At 57.9% G+C, this 19,377-nt stretch carries 17 protein-coding genes; 9 read left to right on the forward strand and 8 right to left on the reverse strand.

The window, feature by feature from the left end:
* Positions 1-12 precede the first annotated feature (12 nt).
* A complete protein-coding gene (locus JNM85_09780; GenBank protein MBL8088340.1) occupies positions 13-225 on the forward strand; it encodes a hypothetical protein in 213 nt (70 codons plus the stop codon).
* A 135-nt stretch (positions 226-360) separates the two neighbouring features.
* Here the strand turns inward: JNM85_09780 and JNM85_09785 are convergent, their stop codons facing one another.
* Positions 361-555, reverse strand: coding sequence for a hypothetical protein (locus tag JNM85_09785; protein MBL8088341.1), 195 nt, complete (start codon positions 553-555; stop codon positions 361-363).
* Positions 556-798: 243 nt separating this feature from the next.
* Between JNM85_09785 and JNM85_09790 the strand changes: the two genes are divergently transcribed.
* Complete coding sequence (locus JNM85_09790; GenBank protein MBL8088342.1) at positions 799-1,719, forward strand: hypothetical protein; 921 nt, start codon at positions 799-801, stop codon at positions 1,717-1,719.
* Between the two features lie 141 nt (positions 1,720-1,860).
* Complete coding sequence (locus tag JNM85_09795) at positions 1,861-4,905, forward strand: hypothetical protein (protein ID MBL8088343.1); 3,045 nt, start codon at positions 1,861-1,863, stop codon at positions 4,903-4,905.
* A gap of 388 nt (positions 4,906-5,293) precedes the next feature.
* Here the strand turns inward: JNM85_09795 and JNM85_09800 are convergent, their stop codons facing one another.
* Positions 5,294-6,076, reverse strand: a complete 783-nt coding sequence (locus tag JNM85_09800) for a PEP-CTERM sorting domain-containing protein (GenBank protein ID MBL8088344.1) — start codon at positions 6,074-6,076, stop codon at positions 5,294-5,296.
* 103 nt (positions 6,077-6,179) lie between these two features.
* Here JNM85_09800 and JNM85_09805 point away from each other — a divergent pair, with 103 nt between their 5' ends.
* Positions 6,180-7,592 (forward strand): hypothetical protein, encoded by a 1,413-nt coding sequence (locus tag JNM85_09805; GenBank protein ID MBL8088345.1) that lies wholly within the window; start codon positions 6,180-6,182, stop codon positions 7,590-7,592.
* Positions 7,593-7,937: 345 nt separating this feature from the next.
* Here the strand turns inward: JNM85_09805 and JNM85_09810 are convergent, their stop codons facing one another.
* Both JNM85_09810 and JNM85_09815 read right to left on the reverse strand, forming a co-directional pair.
* On the reverse strand, positions 7,938-8,324 hold the full coding sequence (locus JNM85_09810) for a hypothetical protein (GenBank protein ID MBL8088346.1): 387 nt from the start codon (positions 8,322-8,324) through the stop codon (positions 7,938-7,940).
* A 32-nt stretch (positions 8,325-8,356) separates the two neighbouring features.
* Positions 8,357-8,866: a hypothetical protein gene (locus tag JNM85_09815; protein ID MBL8088347.1), complete on the reverse strand. Its 510-nt coding sequence runs from the start codon at positions 8,864-8,866 to the stop codon at positions 8,357-8,359.
* 82 nt (positions 8,867-8,948) lie between these two features.
* On the opposite strand from JNM85_09815, the gene JNM85_09820 reads away from it, so the two are divergent.
* The 3 genes from JNM85_09820 to JNM85_09830 all read left to right on the forward strand — a co-directional run bounded on the left by JNM85_09820 (position 8,949) and on the right by JNM85_09830 (position 14,323).
* On the forward strand, positions 8,949-9,476 hold the full coding sequence (locus tag JNM85_09820) for a rhodanese-like domain-containing protein (protein MBL8088348.1): 528 nt from the start codon (positions 8,949-8,951) through the stop codon (positions 9,474-9,476).
* Between the two features lie 162 nt (positions 9,477-9,638).
* Positions 9,639-10,781 (forward strand): hypothetical protein, encoded by a 1,143-nt coding sequence (locus tag JNM85_09825; protein MBL8088349.1) that lies wholly within the window; start codon positions 9,639-9,641, stop codon positions 10,779-10,781.
* Positions 10,772-14,323 (forward strand): DNA polymerase III subunit alpha, encoded by a 3,552-nt coding sequence (locus JNM85_09830; GenBank protein MBL8088350.1) that lies wholly within the window; start codon positions 10,772-10,774, stop codon positions 14,321-14,323. Before JNM85_09825 ends, JNM85_09830 begins: the two co-directional genes overlap by 10 nt.
* 50 nt (positions 14,324-14,373) lie before the next feature.
* Here JNM85_09830 and JNM85_09835 read toward each other — a convergent pair whose 3' ends face one another.
* The gene (locus JNM85_09835) at positions 14,374-15,729 is read right to left on the reverse strand and encodes an alpha/beta hydrolase (protein ID MBL8088351.1); all 1,356 of its coding nucleotides are present in this window, start codon (positions 15,727-15,729) and stop codon (positions 14,374-14,376) included.
* Positions 15,730-15,812: 83 nt separating this feature from the next.
* Between JNM85_09835 and JNM85_09840 the strand changes: the two genes are divergently transcribed.
* Positions 15,813-16,406, forward strand: coding sequence for a hypothetical protein (locus tag JNM85_09840; GenBank protein MBL8088352.1), 594 nt, complete (start codon positions 15,813-15,815; stop codon positions 16,404-16,406).
* Between the two features lie 13 nt (positions 16,407-16,419).
* A complete protein-coding gene (locus JNM85_09845; GenBank protein MBL8088353.1) occupies positions 16,420-17,289 on the forward strand; it encodes an alpha/beta hydrolase in 870 nt (289 codons plus the stop codon).
* Positions 17,290-17,515: 226 nt separating this feature from the next.
* Here JNM85_09845 and JNM85_09850 read toward each other — a convergent pair whose 3' ends face one another.
* From JNM85_09850 to JNM85_09860, 3 genes are all read right to left on the reverse strand, one after another.
* Positions 17,516-17,686, reverse strand: coding sequence for a hypothetical protein (locus tag JNM85_09850; GenBank protein ID MBL8088354.1), 171 nt, complete (start codon positions 17,684-17,686; stop codon positions 17,516-17,518).
* A gap of 111 nt (positions 17,687-17,797) precedes the next feature.
* Entirely contained in the window at positions 17,798-18,664 is an 867-nt protein-coding gene (locus JNM85_09855) for a hypothetical protein (protein ID MBL8088355.1), read from the reverse strand.
* Between the two features lie 96 nt (positions 18,665-18,760).
* Positions 18,761-19,330: a hypothetical protein gene (locus tag JNM85_09860; protein ID MBL8088356.1), complete on the reverse strand. Its 570-nt coding sequence runs from the start codon at positions 19,328-19,330 to the stop codon at positions 18,761-18,763.
* Positions 19,331-19,377 lie beyond the last annotated feature (47 nt).

Consider the following 19,377-nt stretch of genomic DNA (forward strand, 5'->3'; position numbering starts at 1 on the left):
AGGTGGGCAAACGTGTTCGCCGAGGAGTCGGAGCGCAAAGCGGCGCTCGACGCGCACTCTGCCGCAGGGTCGTTCGCGGCGTTCATGGCAGCCGTGACGCCATGCCTGGCTAGCCCGCCGGATGTTCGCGTCTTTGATGCCACCCGACTCGACGGTTGGCCTCACGACGGCTCACAGATCCAATCTGAGGTTCATGCGGAATTGATCGTGGCGGAATTCGCTTGAGAAATGGAGCGTGGCTACGATGGTGCACTCTCGATTCACGACGACGATGACATCCCTCAGTCGAATATTGGATACGCCTGGGCTGTCATAGTTTCGGGGCACGGACGGGTGCACTTCGTACTCGATCGCGAAGGTCTAACTAAGCTCCTGGCCATAGGCGTCGAGCCGTTCTGCAGGTGTCCCGGCTCGGATGAGTTCCAGGAACTCCACTTGACGCTCCAATCGCGAGGTCCGATCCCATAGCGAGTACAGAAACCACAGCCCCAGTAGCACTACGGCTACGTAAGCGATTTGCCGGAGGGTGACGTCTTCTCTTCGGTGAGTGTTCATCGGTTATGCGCCCTTATTGAACATCTCTTACCCCATCCTACCGAGGTACCTCGCTTGCTGGATTCAGCGTAGTTGCACTGCATGCAGAGGGGGTGTTGTTTCCACGGCGGACCGAGGAACGCGCTCGCTGCGTTGAAATGGTGAAAGACGCGGCTCGCCTGCGGTACTGAGGAACTGGGTGAGCCAAAAGTAAAGTATCCAAAAACTAGAATGAGCTCACGTCCCTATCGCGGTTCTCGGGCGATGTCTGTAGCAGTGGTGCTGACAGTGTTGGTCGTGTCCGCCCAAATCGCCCCTTGCTTGCTCGCTCTTTCGTCTCCGGATGGCCTCGCGGCACTGAATGGCGAGTGGGTGTATGTGGATGATCGCACTGAAGGGCGCGCCCCGGAGCAGCTCGGCCCGCCGATGAGTTCGAAATTCGAACTGCGCACCGAAGCGGGAGCGGTCATCTTGGTTAGTGGGCACGGCTCCGGCCACCGTGATGTGCGACTTAAGCTTGATGGTTCTCCGACTGAGATTCTCGGTAAGCCCGAAGGTACCCTCACGCGATACCGCGGATTTGTGAAGGACGGCATCTTCTCCTACGAAGTTGAATTCGTCCGTGCCTCCGGTGGCGGGGCCAACGGCTTCACGCGGAGAGAGTTCAGCCCTACTCGCGAAGGGCTGATCGTGCGAGCCAGAAATGGCGTGTCGGCTGCCGATTCTGTGGCGCTGTACCAGCATCGCGAAGACATTGCGCTTCCGACCCCTGCCCAAGCGACACTTGCCGATCTTGCCTGGTTGGTGGGCGCTTGGACAGGTACGCGTGGAACCAACAGTTCCATCGCCATGGACGAACGCTGGGGACCAGCGGAAGGGGGGGCCATGCTGGCAACTTCTAGGACGGTTTCCAGGGGCAAGATGACGGCGTTTGAGTACTTGCGCATCGTTGAGCGCGAGGGTGGGCTGGTCTACATCGCCCAGCCGAATGGGGCCGCTCCGACTGAGTTTGTGTTAACTGAACTGGGTGCCAATCGCGCGGTCTTTGACAATCCACGGCATGACTATCCGAAGCGGATCGTATATGAGTTACGCGAAGATGGGATCTTGTCGGCTACCATCGGCTATCTGAAAGGCGGCACACCGCGACGGTTTGAATTCAAGCGCGAAATTCCGGAGCGCTAGATCCTTGTGTACCCGCCAGGACGACTGCACAGGCGAGTCGCAAACGAGCCAATTTGCACATCACTGGTGCAGTTTTTAGCCGGCACTCTTTTGTACAGAAAATTGCTACATTCGCCCATGAGTCTATGTACAATTGCGTGTATGGTCGCAACCGTCGCGTTGATGCTGCTTCTCGGTACCTCGAACGCCATCGCGCCCCCGGCGGTGTCACTCACCGTGGGTGAGAGTCGAGCCGTAACCACCTACGCAAACCTCAAGCGGATCAGCATCAGCGCCAAGTCGGCCGATGCAGCGATCTGCTCTGCGGAAGCCACCGCATCCGGGGCAATCCGCCTCGTTGCGGGTCGGGTCGGCCAGACTAGGGTCGAGGTGCGCGGGACCTACCGACCGGAATCCAGCAAAGCGAACATCAAGATTGACGATGCGATCTCGGTCGTTGTCAACCCGCGATCGCTCCCTGAGTACTACTACGACGCGATCGGCTACCTCCAGACCTTGGGGCCGAATCTAGACCTCGAGCGCCGCAACTGGAAGGGCAAGATCGTTGGGCTGCCGAAGTATTACTTCGACGCTGTTAAGTGCGATCGGATGACGGAAAAGGACGTCGATAAGGCGTTCATTGTGGGTATGCCGACGGGGGACATCGACGCCGTTGTCCAGTCGAGGCGCTGGCTCGAAGGCGTGCGCAAGGCAGGAAGCGACTTCAGCGCGGGCAAGATCGACGAAGTTCAATTTTCGAACCTCGTCTTGGGCGCGTATGTCCCCGCCATTGGTTGGGAGTGGGTGATCTACCAGCGACTGCCGGATCTGTATGCGGGCTACTTCAGTGCTGAGTCTCAGCACAGGATGCAGGCGCACTGGGACCGCAGGGACAAGGCCATGTGGGAAAACCGGGATCGGCCGAGCGGCGAACTCGCAGCCATCAAGCAGTCCGAGCAGGCGATTCTGGATTCAGCGGCTCGGATCGACTTCGACCATTTCGTGCACCTGATGCAGGATGCATCGCAGTGGATCACGGACAAGCACCACGCGATCGGCGCGCGGCTCATGGCACTCCGGCAAGACCTGAGTTCGCGTTCAAAGGCAAAGGACGATCTGTACTTCCAGCAGGCGAACTACGCGAAAGAGCGGTTCTTCATCGTTTGGTACGGCGCATCGTATAACGGTCCCCAGACTTATCCGAACCAGCGCAAACGCATGGGTTATCGAACGAGCGCGTCTGGATTCCAGGGCATTCCGTTCGTAGAGAAGTTTCCGTACCCAGACGTCCAGGTATCGCCGTCGGAAGCGCAGTTCTTGGGCTACTTCCTGACCTTGGCTCTGCCCGAACCCGCCAAGACCGAAGGGCGCGACGCGCCGCGGTTTACGCTCAAGCTTGCGCCCATGGACTTCACGCAGAAGATGACTTCGAATAACGACACGTTGCGTGCAAAAGCACGCGACCTTGCGATGAAGAAGTCCGATCTGGAGCGCGAGATAACTGCGCTCGTTGAGAGTCCTTCAGACCTAGTGGCAAGGCTGGACGCGCTTGCGGACCGGCAAGCAGCGGTAGGGAAGAAGATGGTGAGTCTTGAAGATGACCTGAAGGTGATTCGCGATCTGGAAATGAAGTCGGCGGATGTTCGGGGACTCATCGAAGAGCAAGAACGACAGTGTCAGATGCGCAACGAACTCTTGGTAACTGCTGCGGATGGCGGCGCCGTGAAGCCGGGTGAATTCGAGACGCTTAGTAAGACGATCAAAATCATCGGCGAGGTGATCGACCAGAAGCTGCGCGGGACGCCCGCTGAAGGGCTGAGGAAGAAGTGGCTTGCTGGGATCGATAGCTTGCGCAACGAGTCGCTCCAAATCGACCAGATGTCGATCCAATTGCAGAATGCAGCCTTGGACTTGACTGCGAAGGTGGAAGGGAAACGAGATGAGCTGCGCGAGCTGGACAAAGAGTTGCTAGCCGTCATAGTCCACATTGAAACGCCGTACCCTGGTCTGATCGGCGTGTCAGTAGAGGGCGAAGGTCGTGAGGTGTTGCGAGCACGATCAGTGAATGCGACTGAAAACCTGGACGACATCGACGGTGAGATCGCGGCGATTGAGGAGGTGATCCAAGGCATGAAGGAGGCTCAGGCGGAGCGGAAGCATGCCTTCCAGCAGGCTGCAGCCGCGTCTGTTGCCTCGGGCAATCGCCTGGCATCAAAGATCATGGTGGTCGCAGTCGAGAAGGCGGCGATCGATGCTTGGTTCCACTTAATTGACTTCTCCGAAGCGTTTGCATCGGGTGGTTACGTCGGCCTCGCCATGTCGGTGGCTCAAAAGGAACTCGAAGCGAACATCATAGAGCAGATCATCCCAAAGTCTGATGACAAACCTGCACCGGGGTCCCCCGAGGACATCATCAACAAGGCTTACTCGCAGGCCGATCTGAGGGACGCTTTGACGTTGAAGAACGCCAAGGCCGTTGGGCTGAACCGGCTGTTCAAAGAGACCGGAACGCGATACGCGAAGGACAAAACGAACCAACTCATCGGGGCGTGGGTCCACGCGAGGATCGAGACGCCTCTTACGCTGTGGGCAACTTCGGCAAGGGCTGCCTCCTCCACGGCAGAGTCGTACGCTCGGCAGTCGAGCATGATCGCTGCGCTCGCGAAGGAAACTGAGGGCCTGGCGAAGGGCTACTCTTACATGCCGTCGCCGGCAGGACTCTCTCCCGAAAAGCTCGCGGAAGCGCGGACTAAGAAGATACAAAAGCTCAGTCTCGGCATCGCTCGGGACATTCTCAAGACGGGCATGAAAGCAGTCTGCGACCAAGAGCTCTTTTTGGCGTGGAAGGACTACTCCGAGTGTGTGCTCCTAGAGCGGCTCCGGTACAAGCCCTACATCATGGGACTTTGGCTGCGGCAAGATTCCTACGATGCAATCGATGAGCTGATGTTGCGCCGGGCTCAATTGACTTCAGGATTGACGACGGCCCAAGCGACGCTAAAGACTGAGTGGAGCGACGCTGTGAAATCGAATGCGGTGCTGACAATCACGCTCACCTTTAGCGGAGCCGAGGACATGAGTCGCCCGCTGCGAGTGTTTGTCGGGGGCGTCGAGGCGGGTAGGGTAGGACAGACATCGACCTTCCGAATCTCGGCAGGGAAATGCCAGCCCGGCCCGGATGGGTTCGTACCGGTACAGGTCCGCTAACGGGCTAGGATCGCGTCCCACCGCTGGCTCACTTCCGAGAGGCGGTGGTGAGCCCGAGGCGAGCTCGCTGGAAGCGGTGGATGCCGATGCAAACACCTGGACACGGCGTTAGGGTGGTCGCGAGCACCGATGAATAACACCCGGTCAATGTAGTTTCTGCTTCGCGACGGTTGTGACGTCGGACGTGGTTGGGTCAAATTCATTGACTATGCGCCTCGTCGCACCTGACTGCAGCGTAACGCCGACCGCCGCATGCTTCAAAGATCGTCTGAACCTCTATTGCGCCCCTACGCATAGGTCATGCGTCCGGTTCGTCAGTCTCGTCAACGGGGCAAGGCGGCACCCCTCCCGAAGGAGGAGTGCAGATGGAACCGCAAAGTAGCCGGATCTAGGAGCGGCGGCGCAGTGCCATCGCTCCCAGCGCAACCACCAAGAATGCTGCAGTGGCAGGCTCGGGCACCGCCTGTAACGAGTAGGCTCCGTTGAATGCCGTCTCGCCGTAGGCTCCTGGCCCAGCCTCGTTCGAAGCATAGTTCACCGTTCCGGCGTTGCACGCTGCATTCAATGTGAGTTCGTAGTCCACTCCCGGCATCAGCGAAACCATCTGGCTGAATGGCACATTTGAGAGTGCACCACTATTCTGAACTTCCGAATTGAAGAGGTAGCCGACCCCGGACCCGTACAACCGGAAGATCAGGAAAAACGAACCCATGGGCCCCGAAGGTTGATAGGCCCGATGAGCCGTCGTAATGATGCCACTCAGGTTCGCCTTGAACTGGGTCGCCGAGGAAACCTTAAACTTGATCGTCTGCCCAAAGCCCGAATCGGTCGCTTGACCGATGAACGAGTTTCCACCGCTTAGGTAGGTCGTTTTCGAGTGCATGGCAAAATTCGCACTGAAGCCGCTTGAGTTCAGCACCGTCGTTCCGGCTGCTTCGCCCAGGTGCTGGGTGGTGACGGCGTAATCAGAGCGAATCCCGGTAATGCTCGTGCTCACCGAGCCGCCAGCGGCGTTGGTCGAGGAGTCCTGATTGCTCTGCAAGATCGTCGTGTTTGTGTTGATGATGTTTGCGACGACACCAAAACCGTTACTCGTCAAAACCACTTGACCGTGCGCGAGTGTCCCAACACTCGAAAGTACTAAAAAAGGATAAATGTATTTTCCGCTCATTGGATTACCTCTCCACCAGGCGCAAGGTGCTCTCCCGGCAGTTACATGCTAAGCCGAGCCGCGGCACGCCGACCTGAGCATTCACGGAGAATCACGGAACTTCGTGAATCTGGAGGGCAATGTGCTCAGAAGCGCTTGTACACTGAACGTCGAGATGCCGTGCTGGAAACTAACTCTCTTCGGTGGGTTTCAACTCGTCGATCCTTACGGAGTGATTGTGCCAATCACGATGCGAAAGGCTCAAGGCCTGATCGCTATTCTCGCCACGTCTGCCGATCGCTCGCTCGATCGCGTCAGCTTGCAAGAGGCACTTTGGCCAGAGTTCCCCGTGGTCTCTCAGCAGGCGAGTCTGCGCCAAGCGCTCGCCCACCTCCGTAAGGTTCTGCCCCACGAGTTTGTGATCGCCAGCCGTACGGTCTGCCGCATTGCACCCGACATTCGACTTAGCTCCGATGTGTTCGAAACTGACCCTGAATCAAACGCTGTCTTCCTCCCTGAGTTTCCAGAACCGTGGTTCGAACGTCAGCGCCGTAAGTTCAGATTTGCAACCGGAGAACTCGATTCGCCTGCCCTGGAGCAGGGTGGGTCGATCGTGGATAGCGTTCTCACCTTGCTGCGGTGGTATGCGAATTCCGATCCCTCGAAGACTCTGACCCTATTGCGCGATCATGCCGAGATCGTCGAAGGGATTGCCCCCAAGGAGCTACTACCCATTGTTCAGGCCGGGCTTACAGCCACGGACCGCTCCAGTGGCCTCTATGGCTGGGGTTTGCACTGGAAAGGGGTCTGCCTCGGGGCGATGCAGAACATCGCAGATGGTGAGCCGTACATGATGGCGGCTATTCAGTTTGGCATCGAGCGGCAAGATGCCGAACTGCTCACCCGATCTTCCTGCACATTGGCATGCGGCTACGCCTTGTTGGGCCGAGCCGCGGGAGCGGCGCGCACCATGGAGCGAGTCCAAGGCTTGGCGGGAGGCCGATCCCCAAACGCGGCGATGGTCAGCACGGCCCGAGGAGCGTTGATGCACCACGCTGGTAACGCGGTGGAAGGAATTCGTTTGATTCAGCTAGCAGGCGATACTGCCGGTGTCTCTGCACCCGAGTGGAATCGGATCCAGGCTCTGTTGGCGGTCTTTCTATCGAGCGATATGCGAAACCGCGAGGCGTTGGAAGCGCTGCGGAACATCGAGGGGATCGGGTTGCAGTCCAACGATTCGCATATCTCGCTGCTCACGTTGCTGGCGCAGGGACAGACTTATCTGAACGAGGGTGCGCCGGAAATGGCGGTGAAGGTGCTGGCCGACCTGGCGCGCCGGGCCTCACGTTGTCTGAGCTTGCATTTGGAACTCTACGCGCGGGAGTCCCATGCACTAGCATCCTGGCGGATGGGCGATGGGGAGTCCGCCCGGCGCGAACTCCGCGCTGCAAACCGTCTCCGGCAGTCGTTGGGCCTAGGATTCACGCCCTGGGATACTGGCCGCCTGAGCGAACTCAGCCGTCCTGCTGGGACGTAGGGGCGGTCGGCAGCTGCGCATCGATTCAGGATTTCTGTTCGATTGAGGGTGTTGAGCGAGCTGCTGCGGTGTGAACTACACGCGGCCAACACATTGATGCCAAACCCTAGCCCGGAGTTCCTTATCCAGCCGCGACCTTATGCAGGAACATTCCGTGAGAACATGGACTCGGCACGGTCGGTTGGACTGGTCTCCACCCGTGCGGCTTCGATGCTCAAAGAGGAGACCAGTCGCCGATTCCAACAAGACTGCCTCTGGACTCACCGCGCTATCTTGCCATGAGCCATGTTTGCTACCTTGATTTATGAGCGGTGACGCCGCAGATTCTGTAGTTCCGATCCAGCATCAAATTCCCTTTGCATCGAGTCTCGCCAGGATTAGATCCACCGTGTTGGCGATGTGAGTCAGTGCAACGTGGTCGGCGTCGGCTTTCGCTTGGCGGCTCTGGTCCGCCTTGACCTGCGAGCGTTGTAGCGCGGGGAGCGCCCACCACTGGATCCATGAGCCCGAAATCACACCCAGTGTGATCTTCACGCTGTCGGACATGGGGATCGCCAGCAGCGGCACGATCAGTGCGATGTCAAACATGATCATGGACGCCAGGACGTGGTTCGCAAGCCAATCGAGGATCCGGTCGTTGTGATGCGCAAGCCAGCCTCCGCTCGCGGGAGGGTTGCGCAATGGGTGTACGACGTGCGCGTGCTCAATGACGATGCGGTCTGAAGTGCTCATCGACTGAACGTTACCGCACCTCGGGCGGGGCTCTACTTCTTCGTCATGACAAGGTCCATGCCGGTGACCCACTTGTCTTTGACCTGCATCTCCATCTTCAGTCCGATCTTCTTCTCAGATACCTTCCACATGGTTTCCCGAATGGCGGTCTTCATCCCCTCGGCCTCCCAGGGATCCGAGGTCAGGACGAGTTTGCCCTCGATCATGGTCCCGCGTGCGATACGTGCGGTAGGGGCAATGTTCGTAAACGCATAGCTGACGTACTGGGACTGGGCCGCATCCCAGCTGGTCATCGTCGTCTTGGTCAGCGTGAAATCATCCGACTTGTCGGTCGCCACTGCCTTCAAGAACATTCCGTCGTACGAGACGATCATGGATGACGCGATCTTTGTCTCCTTGGCCCCAAACTTGATCTTCGTTTCGGCTGACCAAGTGCCGATCATCCAGCCAAGATCCTTGATCTCCTTCGGAGCGGTCAGGTCTTCTGCGAGCGCGCTGACTCCCAGAAGCACACAAGCACTGGTCAAAGCGATCCGTTTCATAGACCGGATACTACCCATCTGCGAAGCAACCGGCTGTTCACACGGAGTAGAAGTAGGGAGGGGCTTTGCTCCGCAAGGGTTTATGAAACAGCACATCAGTATCCAAGAGTTGTCGGAGCGGATCGATCGGGACGCTACAGTTCGATTGGTTGACGTCCGGTCGCCGGGTGAATTCGCCGCGGGACACGTGCCCGGTGCGGTCAATGTTCCCCTTGAGGAACTCGGAACCCGATTGGTCGATCTGGGCACAGGTCCCATCGCACTACTGTGCCAGAGCGGCCAGCGCGCAGGGATTGCGTGCGAGCAGCTTGCTAACTTCGGGAAAGAACTCATGCTTGTCGAAGGCGGTACCAAGGCTTGGATCCAGGCGGGCAAACCAGTGGTCGCGACGACACGGACTCGCTGGAGCCTTGAGAGGCAAGTGCGACTGGTAGCGGGGTTACTTGTTCTAGTCGGCACCTTACTGGCCGCGCTTGGGCAGACGGGTTGGATCTATCTGGCAATGTTCGTGGGAGCTGGCCTCTCGTTCGCGGGAATCACCGACATCTGCGGCATGGGCATCCTTCTCGCCAAGCTGCCCTGGAATCGAAAAGCGCTTGCGCGGTCGTAAGGCAGGCATTGCGCCGATTTGAAGCCCACCAAGCCCTATGAGCATAGCTATACAGTGCGCAGAATAGGGTGGTTTGTGCTGATCTAGGCGCGACGGCCCGGCAGAGCATCATCAAAAAATAGTAGATGCAAAGCGCGAATCATCGGATAATATACTAGACGTATGTCTGTATTGAGTATCCAGCTACAAGGGCTGCTCGTGGGAGCTCATCAAGAGGGCGATGCTCCCGCCATCGTTGCGCTCGGAAGACAGCTCTTTGATCTCAATCTCGCCGCACAGAAGTCCGGTTTACGCGTCGGGATGAGTGTGCGGGAGGCACGCTCGCTTGCACCCGGGCTCTGCGTTCATGAGTACGACTTGAAACTCTATGAGCCCCATCGTCGTCGGTGGCTTGAGATCGCGAGAGACTACGCTGATATGATTGAATCGACCTCGCCACAGCACGCGTACTTGGACCTATCTGGACACCCCGACTCCGAATCGATAGCGCATCAGTGCGTCGATCAGATCGAACGGAAAGTGGGTTGCGAAGTGACTTCAGGGCTGAGTCCGACCAAATGGGTCGCCGGAGCGCTCGCGGCCACTCGATTACGCGTGATGCACCTCCCCGGTCTCGCGCTCGTAGGAGAGAAGGTGCAGGTGCTCGCTCCGGTCGAACCGAGGTCACGAGAGCTTCTCGAATTTCTAGGGTATCGGCGCGTGGGACAAGTGCAGCAACTCTCGCTCGCAACTCTCCGCTCGCAATTCGGGTCGGAAGCGATGCGAATACATCTTGCGGCGAACGGTGCACTTCATGAGCCCATCATCCCTAACTACCCCTTCCCGAGCTTGGCATCAAGCCGCACGCTATGGGGTGGCTGCTCGGATTCAGAACAGCTCTCGGCACGACTCATTGACCTTTGCAAGGAGCTCGTCGCGCAGCTTAGTACGCAAGTCATGGCGGCGAAGTCCATGTCAATGCGAGTCAGCTTTGAGGACCGCGACATCGAGCTACAGCAGACCTATAGCAAGCCGATCCGAACAGCGAACGCACTCCGCATCTCGGTGATGCGTGCCATCGAGGAGCTTGGCCCGACTGAGCCGATTTACAAGCTAACACTCATACTGCCAGATCTCGTCCCCGCCGAATCGAGACAGAAGGCGATCCAAGGCATTGCGTACTCGGACAAAGGGTGCGTGGAAGATGTCATCGAGCCGCTTCGCAATCAGTTTGGGGTTGCCTCCATTCACCTTGCGAGTGAGCATCGAGTCCCACGCAGGGTCGAAGTTTTGCGTCTGTGGTCCAGGGTCACAGGATGGAAGTAAGGAAGCTGCGGCATTGGCGCGAAGCGGGGCAGTGGTGGCAGGGTGAGCCGAGCCGTGAAATCGTTGAAGTGCTTGACGAGAACGGAATCAAGCGCGAGTCGAGCCGGGAAATCGAATGCCCGTTTCAGCCTCACCTCACCCCGGTAGCCGAGCGTCCCCCCGAGAGTCACAGTGAGGATTGGTCGCTCCGCGCGCGTAAGCAGCGCGATGAGAAGGTCGCCATTGCGTACTTCGGTCGGCCAGAGCAGCTCCAACTGAGTAGAAGAAGCAGCCAGACGCCTTATGTCCCGCTGCATTTGGCGAGTGGACTGAGTTTTGGCCGAGGGACGATGCTCCCTGAGGAAATGGCCCAGTTCGCTGCGAGCGGAGGGCTTCCTGCGATCGCGATTGCCGATCTCTTTTCACTTTCTGGAGCGTTCGAGCTTGAGAAGGCGGCAAAACGCGCAGGAATCAAAGCGATCATAGGGGCGAGCTTCGTACTGGAATCGGGTGGCGAGATTGTTCTGCTCGCGAAGAGCAAGACTGGATACCGAAATCTCAGCGACCTCATTACCCGCTGCCAGCTTAGCGAGCCGCGACAGTTCCCCTTGCTTCGCTGGGAGACTATTCGTTCGACAGAGGGGCTCATCTGCCTCTCGGGTGGGAACGTCGGACCGATGGTGCCTAGCCTCGTCCGGCGCGATTTCGATACTGCACGTACCCTTGCGCGGCGGTTAAGTGGTCTCTTCGGAAAGGACTTCTATCTTGAGATCGAGCGTAGTTACGTCCCATACGAGATCCGGTGCAACCAGCTGTTGCAAGAGCTCGGAGACGAGCTTGGGATTGAGTGTGTGGCGGGAGGCCTGATCACGCATGCTCGCCGCTCGCACTTTCCCGTCCAAGATGTCATCACTTGCGCCCATACGCTTTGTGGAATCGAGGAGATCGCTGGGCGCAAGCCGTACCGCCACGATTCTCAACCTGAGCGGTTTCACCTCCCCGAACGTGCCATCAACGCGGAGCGGTTCTTGCGCACTGCCGACGAGATGTACGCACTCTATGCCGATGCGCCTGAACTCTTGGCAAAAACGCTTCAGATCGCCGAGAGCATCGAGCCGTGCGTGATGCCAGAGCGGACACAGCTACCAAGACTGTTCGAGGACCCCGAGCATGCACTGTACAACATCGTCGAGCATGGGGCCATCCAGCGTTATCAGCACATCCAACCAATGCTAAGACGACGGATGAATCATGAACTCGATCGCATTGTCCGGCTTGGGTATGCGGAGCACTTTCTCACTGCCTGGGATATGTGCCATTGGGCCGACGAGCGGAGCATCAGCTATAGTGGCCGGGGGTCAGTGGTGGATTCCGTTGTCGCCTACTGTCTGGGCTTTTCGCGCATTGACGCATTCCGGCATCACCTCCATTTCGATCGCTTCCTGCCCGAGGACGGGAGCAAGCGCCCAGATATTGACATCGATTTCCCGGCGCAACATCGCAACTCTATTCGAACCTATTTGACCCGCAAGTACGGCAAGGAACACGTCGCTACTGTCGCTGCCTTTGGGGCGTACTGTACGCGTGGAATCGTGCGCGAAGTGGGGAAGGTATTCGGCATACCCAACGAAACGCTCAAATTCATAACGAAGCACCTCCATGGTGGGATTCAAGCGCACCACCTTGAAGTCTCGCTCTCCAGTCGACCCGAGCTTCGAGATAGCAGCCTGAACCGTGAAATGATGCAGTGGGTCTTTGCCCTCGTCGAACGGATGGCGGACATTCCGCGCAACATCCGCGCACACTCCTCAGGTGTGGTGATCTCCTCACGACCGCTCCGCGAAACGGTCCCCCTCATGCTGTCCGCCACAGAGGATGAAGGTGAGAACCTGCAGATCATCCAGTGGGACAAGCGTTCGGCGAAGCATTGCTTTGACAAGTTCGACATCTTGTGTCTGCGAGGTCAAGATGTACTCCAGGGGACAGAGAGCCGTATCCGTGTCTCCGAGCCCACTTACGACGTCTCGCAGACCCCTTCCGAGCTTGAAGAGAACTTTTTGGCCATGCGCTCTGGAAACCTGATCGGTATCCCCCAGTCGGCCTCACCGGCGATGCGACAAGCGCACATTCGATTAAAGACCAGCAGCCTGGACGACGCCAGCCTGGTACAAGCGGGAATCAGGCCGGGTGTGGGTGGTGCCGTCAAACTGAACGAGCTTATCGCCCGGCGCAATGGCAAGCCGTATGGTTTCAGTCACCCTGATTTCGAAGAGATCCTCGGCAGTACCTACGGCATCATTGTCTTTCAGGAGCAGGTCGATCGCCTCCTTCAGACGTTCGCTGGGTACTCCTCAGGCGAGGCGGAGGACACCCGTGAAATGATCCACAAACGCAGGCGAGAGGACTTTGGGACGGAGATCCGCGAGTCAGTGATGCAGCGCATCTTGGCCAACGGGTACTCGCACGGAGTCGCCGAGGAGGCTTTCGAACTCATTGCGGGGTTCAAGGGTTACGGATTCGCCCAGGGGCACGCACTCGCATTCGCCGAGATCTCGCTGCGGTCTGTCTACCTGCAGCAAAACTTTCCCGCGCTGTACTTTGCCGCGCTCTTGGACGCACAACCGGCGGGCTATTACGGTCCTTGCACTCTCGCCGTCGAGGCTCGCGCCAGGGGTGTGGTTTTCAGTCATCCGTGCGTGAATCGGAGTGGAAGCGAGTTCCGTGTAGAAGACGTGCAGTCAGAGCAAGACCCCAAGTTGATCTTTCCTGATGGCGGCATCCGGATCTCACTCCGACAGATACACGGAGTTTCGGCGGGTTTGCTTGAGAGGACGCTGCGTGAACAGCCGTTCTTGTCTATTTTCGATTACGCACTCCGTGCACAGCCGAACCGTGATGAGCTGGAACGGATGATCCTTTGTGGGTGCTTCGATGCATTGCATCCCAATCGCCGCTCACTGCTCTGGACACTCCCACGCATCTCGCAGTTCGTGCATTCTCAGTCTCAACCGGGCACTCTACCGATCGATTTCCCCGAGCCTTTGATCGTCGAGGGTGTGGAGGATTTCAATTCAGCCGAGAAGCTCATCCACGAGCGGCGGATTCTGGGTATGGATGTGAGGACCCACCTGATGGCGATCGAACGTGATATGGTGAGTTTGAAAGGCGGGCTCACGACGGCAGAGATCAACCAGCTAGGCAATGGCCAAAAGGTCTTTGCCGTCGGCAATCCGATTCGACTCCGTTTTCCCCCAACTCCCAGCGGCAAGCGCGTAGTTTTCTTCGATCTTGAGGACGAGAGTGGGCTTCTCAACGTGACGTGCTTCGATGCGACTTACCAGCGCGATGGCCACGCGATCGTATGCGCCCCGTACGTCACGGTGTTGGGAGTCACTCAGGTGCGTGATGGCCACCTGGGGTTCCTCGCAAAGCGCGTGTTCCCCTACCGACCCCAGATCCTGAATGCACTGGACGCACTTGATGCGCCGGTCACGGGTGCGGCAGACATGAAGTGGGGCGCAGCATCTTTGCCGGTCACGACAGCCGACTTCTTGGTCGGATAAACAAGAAAGCCCCGGAGGATCCTCCGGGGCATGGGTGTGATTGGTTGGACTCACTTCTTGCTGATGAGGTCGGCCATCCAGGCCTTCATCATGTTCGTGAACTCCATGTTGAACTCGCCCTTCGGCCAGTTTGCAAGACTCTCCTTCTCGCTCGGCCACTTGTTGAAGAGGTGGTCCGAGCTCTCGGCGATCTCGAACCGTCCCCAGCCGGGGTTCGCTCGATTCACGATATCTGCGATGAGCTTGTGGTCGGCTTCGTACACCACAAAGTCACTCTCACCCTTCACCGCCAAAACGCGTGTATTCACCTTCTCCCAGTAAGCAGCGAAATTGATCGTCCCCAATTGTCCCCAGAACTCTGCATTCTTACCGTTGAACAACCCCCCTGGCATGTAGGCGTCCACCAGATTGGCCAGTTCTGGGTGCTTCTTCTTGATTTCTGCAACGGACATCTTGTCGTAGAAGGCCATGTCCATGATTCTGCCTACGAGCCGAACTGTTTCGTCCAGATTGCTGAAGGTGTCGCCCGCAAGTTGCCCTTGGTACCGCAAAGTGTCGTTCAAATACTCCCGCCACGTTCTTCCTGCGGTGCCATAGACTGCGATGCCCTTCAGCGGGGTCTCGGTCGCAATCATGGGCCCGAACGATCCGCCCATGCTGTGACCGAAGATGAAAAGGTTGCTGGTGTCGACGTCCTTCCGCGCGGTCAACTGCTTCATCGTCTGGCGATAGATGTCCAACTCCGTGATGTAGTCCACCGTCTCGTACGGACCACCCTCAGAGTCGCCCACTCCCGGCTTATCCACGCGGATGGTCACGTACCCACTGTTGGCCATCTCGTACAGCAATGGCGCATCAATCCGGCTCAGATCCGCTGGTCCTTCGAGCTTGAAGTCGTACGAAACGGGCGATAGCCCCTGGATAAACATGAATCCGGGATGCCGTCCGGGCTTCTTGGGGGTGGTGATGATCGTGCGCATCCGTTTTCCGTTGCTCACGACGTGGCTGTACTCGACGCTGAAGTTGTCGTTGCCTGGGTCACGGGGCTTTTCGGCAAGTACGGCCACGAGCACCTGAGGCTTGCCATCGCGTAGGACCGAAATCTTCAACTCCTTGCCCGAGCTCAGTCCCCGAATGACGACTCCGACGTTCTGCGGAGTGATCGCTTGGCCATTGAGCGAAGTGATCACGTCACCAGGGGTAACGCCTGCAGCTGCTGCGGTCAGACCCGGGACAGGCTTCTGCGCGAGCAGTCCAGTGCCAGGCTTGAGATTCAGCTTTGTTGCTAAATCGGCGGGAACTGGGGAAAATGCTACGCCAAGCGCACCCTTTCGGGGCAGTAGGTCCGTAGGTTCGGGCGCTTTGCTAAACTGAACAGTAAGAAGTAGGGCAGTGGTGGCAATCATAGTTTTCTCGTATTACAATTTGTAATACGGAGGTCCCCTCTCACTATGTTTCCAGAAAGTTTGAAAATGTCCGGGTGCGGCCCATGAGAAGCTTCTCCACGATCGAGATGACGATCTTGGGCATTGCTTGGGCTCGCGGCCCCTGCACCACCTACACGCTCATGCGAGAGCTCTCCACGTCCGAATCGACCTACCACAAATCCCGAGCGGGGACCGCATATTCCATTGCGAAGCGCTTGATCGGCTTTGGGCTCCTGGTTGTGGCCGAACCCAGCGAGCCGGGGCGAGAACGCCTCGTCACCATCACACAGCCTGGGATCCAGGCATTACGCGAGTGGGTCGCGCCCCCGGTTCCACAAGTCGATATTGCGCACTCCGCAGACTTCCTTCGACTGAGGTTCTTCTTTTTGGGGGTGTTGGACCCGCCGCAGCGACTCGAGTTCGTTGACAGTTCGATTGTGGGTTTGAAAGAGCTTCTGCACCGGATCGAGGTTCGCCTGCCGGAGAACGAGGAAATCGGGGAGTACTACGGCGTCCTCGCTACGGCATCCGCAATCTTGGAGACGCGCGCGCGCATCCAGTGGCTGGAGATGGTTCGAGAACTGGTCGCATCGCCTCTGGCAGAGGATGAACCATGGGCTAAGAGGGTGGAAGAGCTTCTGAACCGAGCGTACTAGGTAGCCTGCCTGCATGGTCGCTTCTTTTATGCTCGCTTGCTGCATCGCTACGGAGGAACCGGTGAAGTCGTACACCCGTGAGGAAGACATCATCTACAGCCGCAAGGACGGCATGGCGTTGACTCTCGACGCCTTTCGCCCCTCGAAGGACCCCAACCGGGCGGCGGTTTTCTTGATCGTCAGTTCGGGCTGGGGAAGTTCACACTCGGCGATCAATGTGGACTGGGTTGATCACTATACCAAGCGAGGCTATACGGTCTTCGCGGTGGTACACAGTTCAGCTCCCCGGTACATGATTCCGGAGCTCATTCCAGATGTTCACCGGGCGGTTCGTTTTGTAAGGAAGAACGCAAGCCGCTTTGGTGTCGATCCGAACCGTTTCGCTGCAACGGGAGCAAGTGCTGGGGCGCATCTCTCGCTCGTTCTCGGCACGATGGGCAAGCCAGGAGACCCCGCTAGCAAAGATCCGGTGGATCGCGAGAGCAGTGCGGTGCAGGCGGTGGCATGCTTCTTTCCGCCAACGGACTTCAATAACTTCGTGGGCCCCGCCGTGAATGCGCTTGACGAATCGGTACTGAAGAACTATCGCAAAGTCATCGGGGCGATTCCCGAGAACATCGAGGAGCGCGATGCGCTCGGGCGCTCGATCTCCCCGATCTACTGGATCACCGCGACCAGTGCACCGAGCCTGCTCTTCCATGGCAGCAAAGATCCCTACGTATTGCTTCATCAGAGCAGTAGCTTTGTGATCAAGCTCCAGTCAGCTGGTGTCGATGCAAAACTGGTGGTCAAGGAAGGGGAGTCGCACGGATGGAAGGATATGGGGAAGGATGTGGAAACGTGCGTGGACTGGTTCGACGCGCATCTGCAGAGTCCAAAGTGACTCGCGTTGGCGCATGCGTAGAAAAGTGAAAGTTTTTGGGCGTTGATTGCACGCAATAAATCGAAAAGTTGGACATATCCAGCGTTCTCGCCGGAGCACTGTTTAGGTATGCAACGTTCAATAAAAGCTAGATAACCTGCACTTGTAATAGTGCCTGTAGTTCAAAATGCCGCGGGGGACGCTCTCTTCGGAGAGGTCCCCCTTTTCGGCTCTGGAGGAGGTGTGCTTAAAAATCGAAACAAAGCGGTCCAAAGGAGTCGGCAGGTGGCTCGGAGGTCGTTCCGTTCGGATCGCCTTCAGGCTCGCTTGGCTGCGGCCCATCGGCTTCTTCGTCCAAGAGATCACCAAGCGGTGTGCGTTGGAGGAGCGTCACAAGGGCGGGGAAGTCGAATTGCATGAACGGTTGTATGACTGCACTCTTGCCAGGAAAGATCCCGAAAGATTGACACAAGATCGCGCCTCGCTCCGGGTGGGGCGAGGCGCGTCGATTCCGGACCGGGGGTGGTCGTTACGCTTGGAGCGAGGTGTTCTCCGCCCGTGGGGCGACTGATTTTCCGCGCGGCACTACGGGGATCTCGCCGAGCTCGCGCAACGGAGCAAGCTCCTTAAGTTGGAAGCTTGCGCTGTTCAACTTGTCCAGAAGTCGCTTCCATTCGGCCTCTGAGAGGTCCTTCAGCTTGCCGTCTTTGCGCATTTTCTCCAGCTTGGAGCGGAGGGCTTCGTCACCCTTCTGAGCCGATTTCATTTCTTCGGCCATGCTCCTAAAGTGCTTGGACATTTCCTCAGCCGCGGCACGCATTCTATCGGCCTCGAACTTCATGACGGGAAGCTCTTCCAGCATCTGGAGCCGGCCCTTCATCATTTCCTCGATGGCCTCGGGAGGTATCTCCTTGAGCTTTCCATCCTCAAGCTTGAACGCCTTGTGAACTCCGGCATGAGACCTTGCGACCTCTTCCATGGCCTTCGCGTCCAAGATGGGCGCATTTGGAGCGATGGTAGCTCTGAGGTTGGTTTTGAGCTTGAGATCCATCTTCTCTAGCGAAGCGCGGAGCTTTGCCCGGGCCTCCTTCGAGAGATCCAAATCCTTCAACGCTGCTTCGACGGCTTCGATGATCTGCTTTCGAAGTTCATCGGACGTCGCGATTCGGACTTCAGCAATACGCTCTTCGGCGGGTTGCACTCGCTCGTTGATGATTGGCGTGGGCGCCGCCGCGGTGTCGGGATCGCTGACCGGACTCAGGATAAACGACGGTTGACCAGGATTGGTGAACTGCGATGCGGCGCTCTGTGCACCAGCTTGGCTACGCAATCCAAAACCCACGCTTGCGATGATCAGCCCGAGTGTGACGAGACTCATGGTTCCAAAAGGTTTCATGCTTCCTCCCGCCGCAAGGTCGTGCCAGGCGACGTATCAGACCTACGTAAGGACCACATGCAGGAATTCCCGCTTTTTTTGCGAGTTGATCTCAGGCTACTTTGAGCCTTCCCGGAAGTAGACCAGCGTGTAGCCTTTCTCGCCGGTTTCCGGCGCAAAGTTCGTGTCGACAACGAGCCGATTCTTGTCAAGAAGTCGGTAGACAACCGATGTCACCGGCGCGGCCTTTCCCGTGCCGTAGAATTCGGCGCGGTTCTTGTCTGCGGAACGCAACTTGAAGGTGTCGTGCTCCTCGCGGTTCTTTGGGATTTCGAGCCCGGAGTGCAGATGGCGTAGGCGAAGCTCGACGCCGTCTTTGGTGAGCTGGACCAGCGAGATTTCGATGAGGGCAGGGAAGCCGTCGCGTCGGAGTTGCCGGAAGGTGCCGATCATGTTGTTACCGCGCGGAGTCATCCAGTGCTCTTCATTCACCGTACCGTTCGGGTTCTTGCCAATCCAGCGGCCAGCCATAAACGCCAGCGGCTGCAGCTCTTTCACGGCCTTTGCGGATTCAGGGAGAGAGCCGAGAGTCTTCGGCGGCTCAGGGACAGGACTCACCTGAGTAAACGCGATCGGGGCAATGACCGCACAAGTCAAGCTGATGATAAGCGCATTTCGGACTCTCATGCCCGAAGGGTACCTGCCGAGCAAGTTCATCGCCCATGCCTCAGTTT

Origin of the sequence: Chthonomonas sp. (assembly GCA_016788115.1) — a bacterium.
Classification (GTDB): domain Bacteria; phylum Armatimonadota; class Fimbriimonadia; order Fimbriimonadales; family Fimbriimonadaceae; genus UBA2391.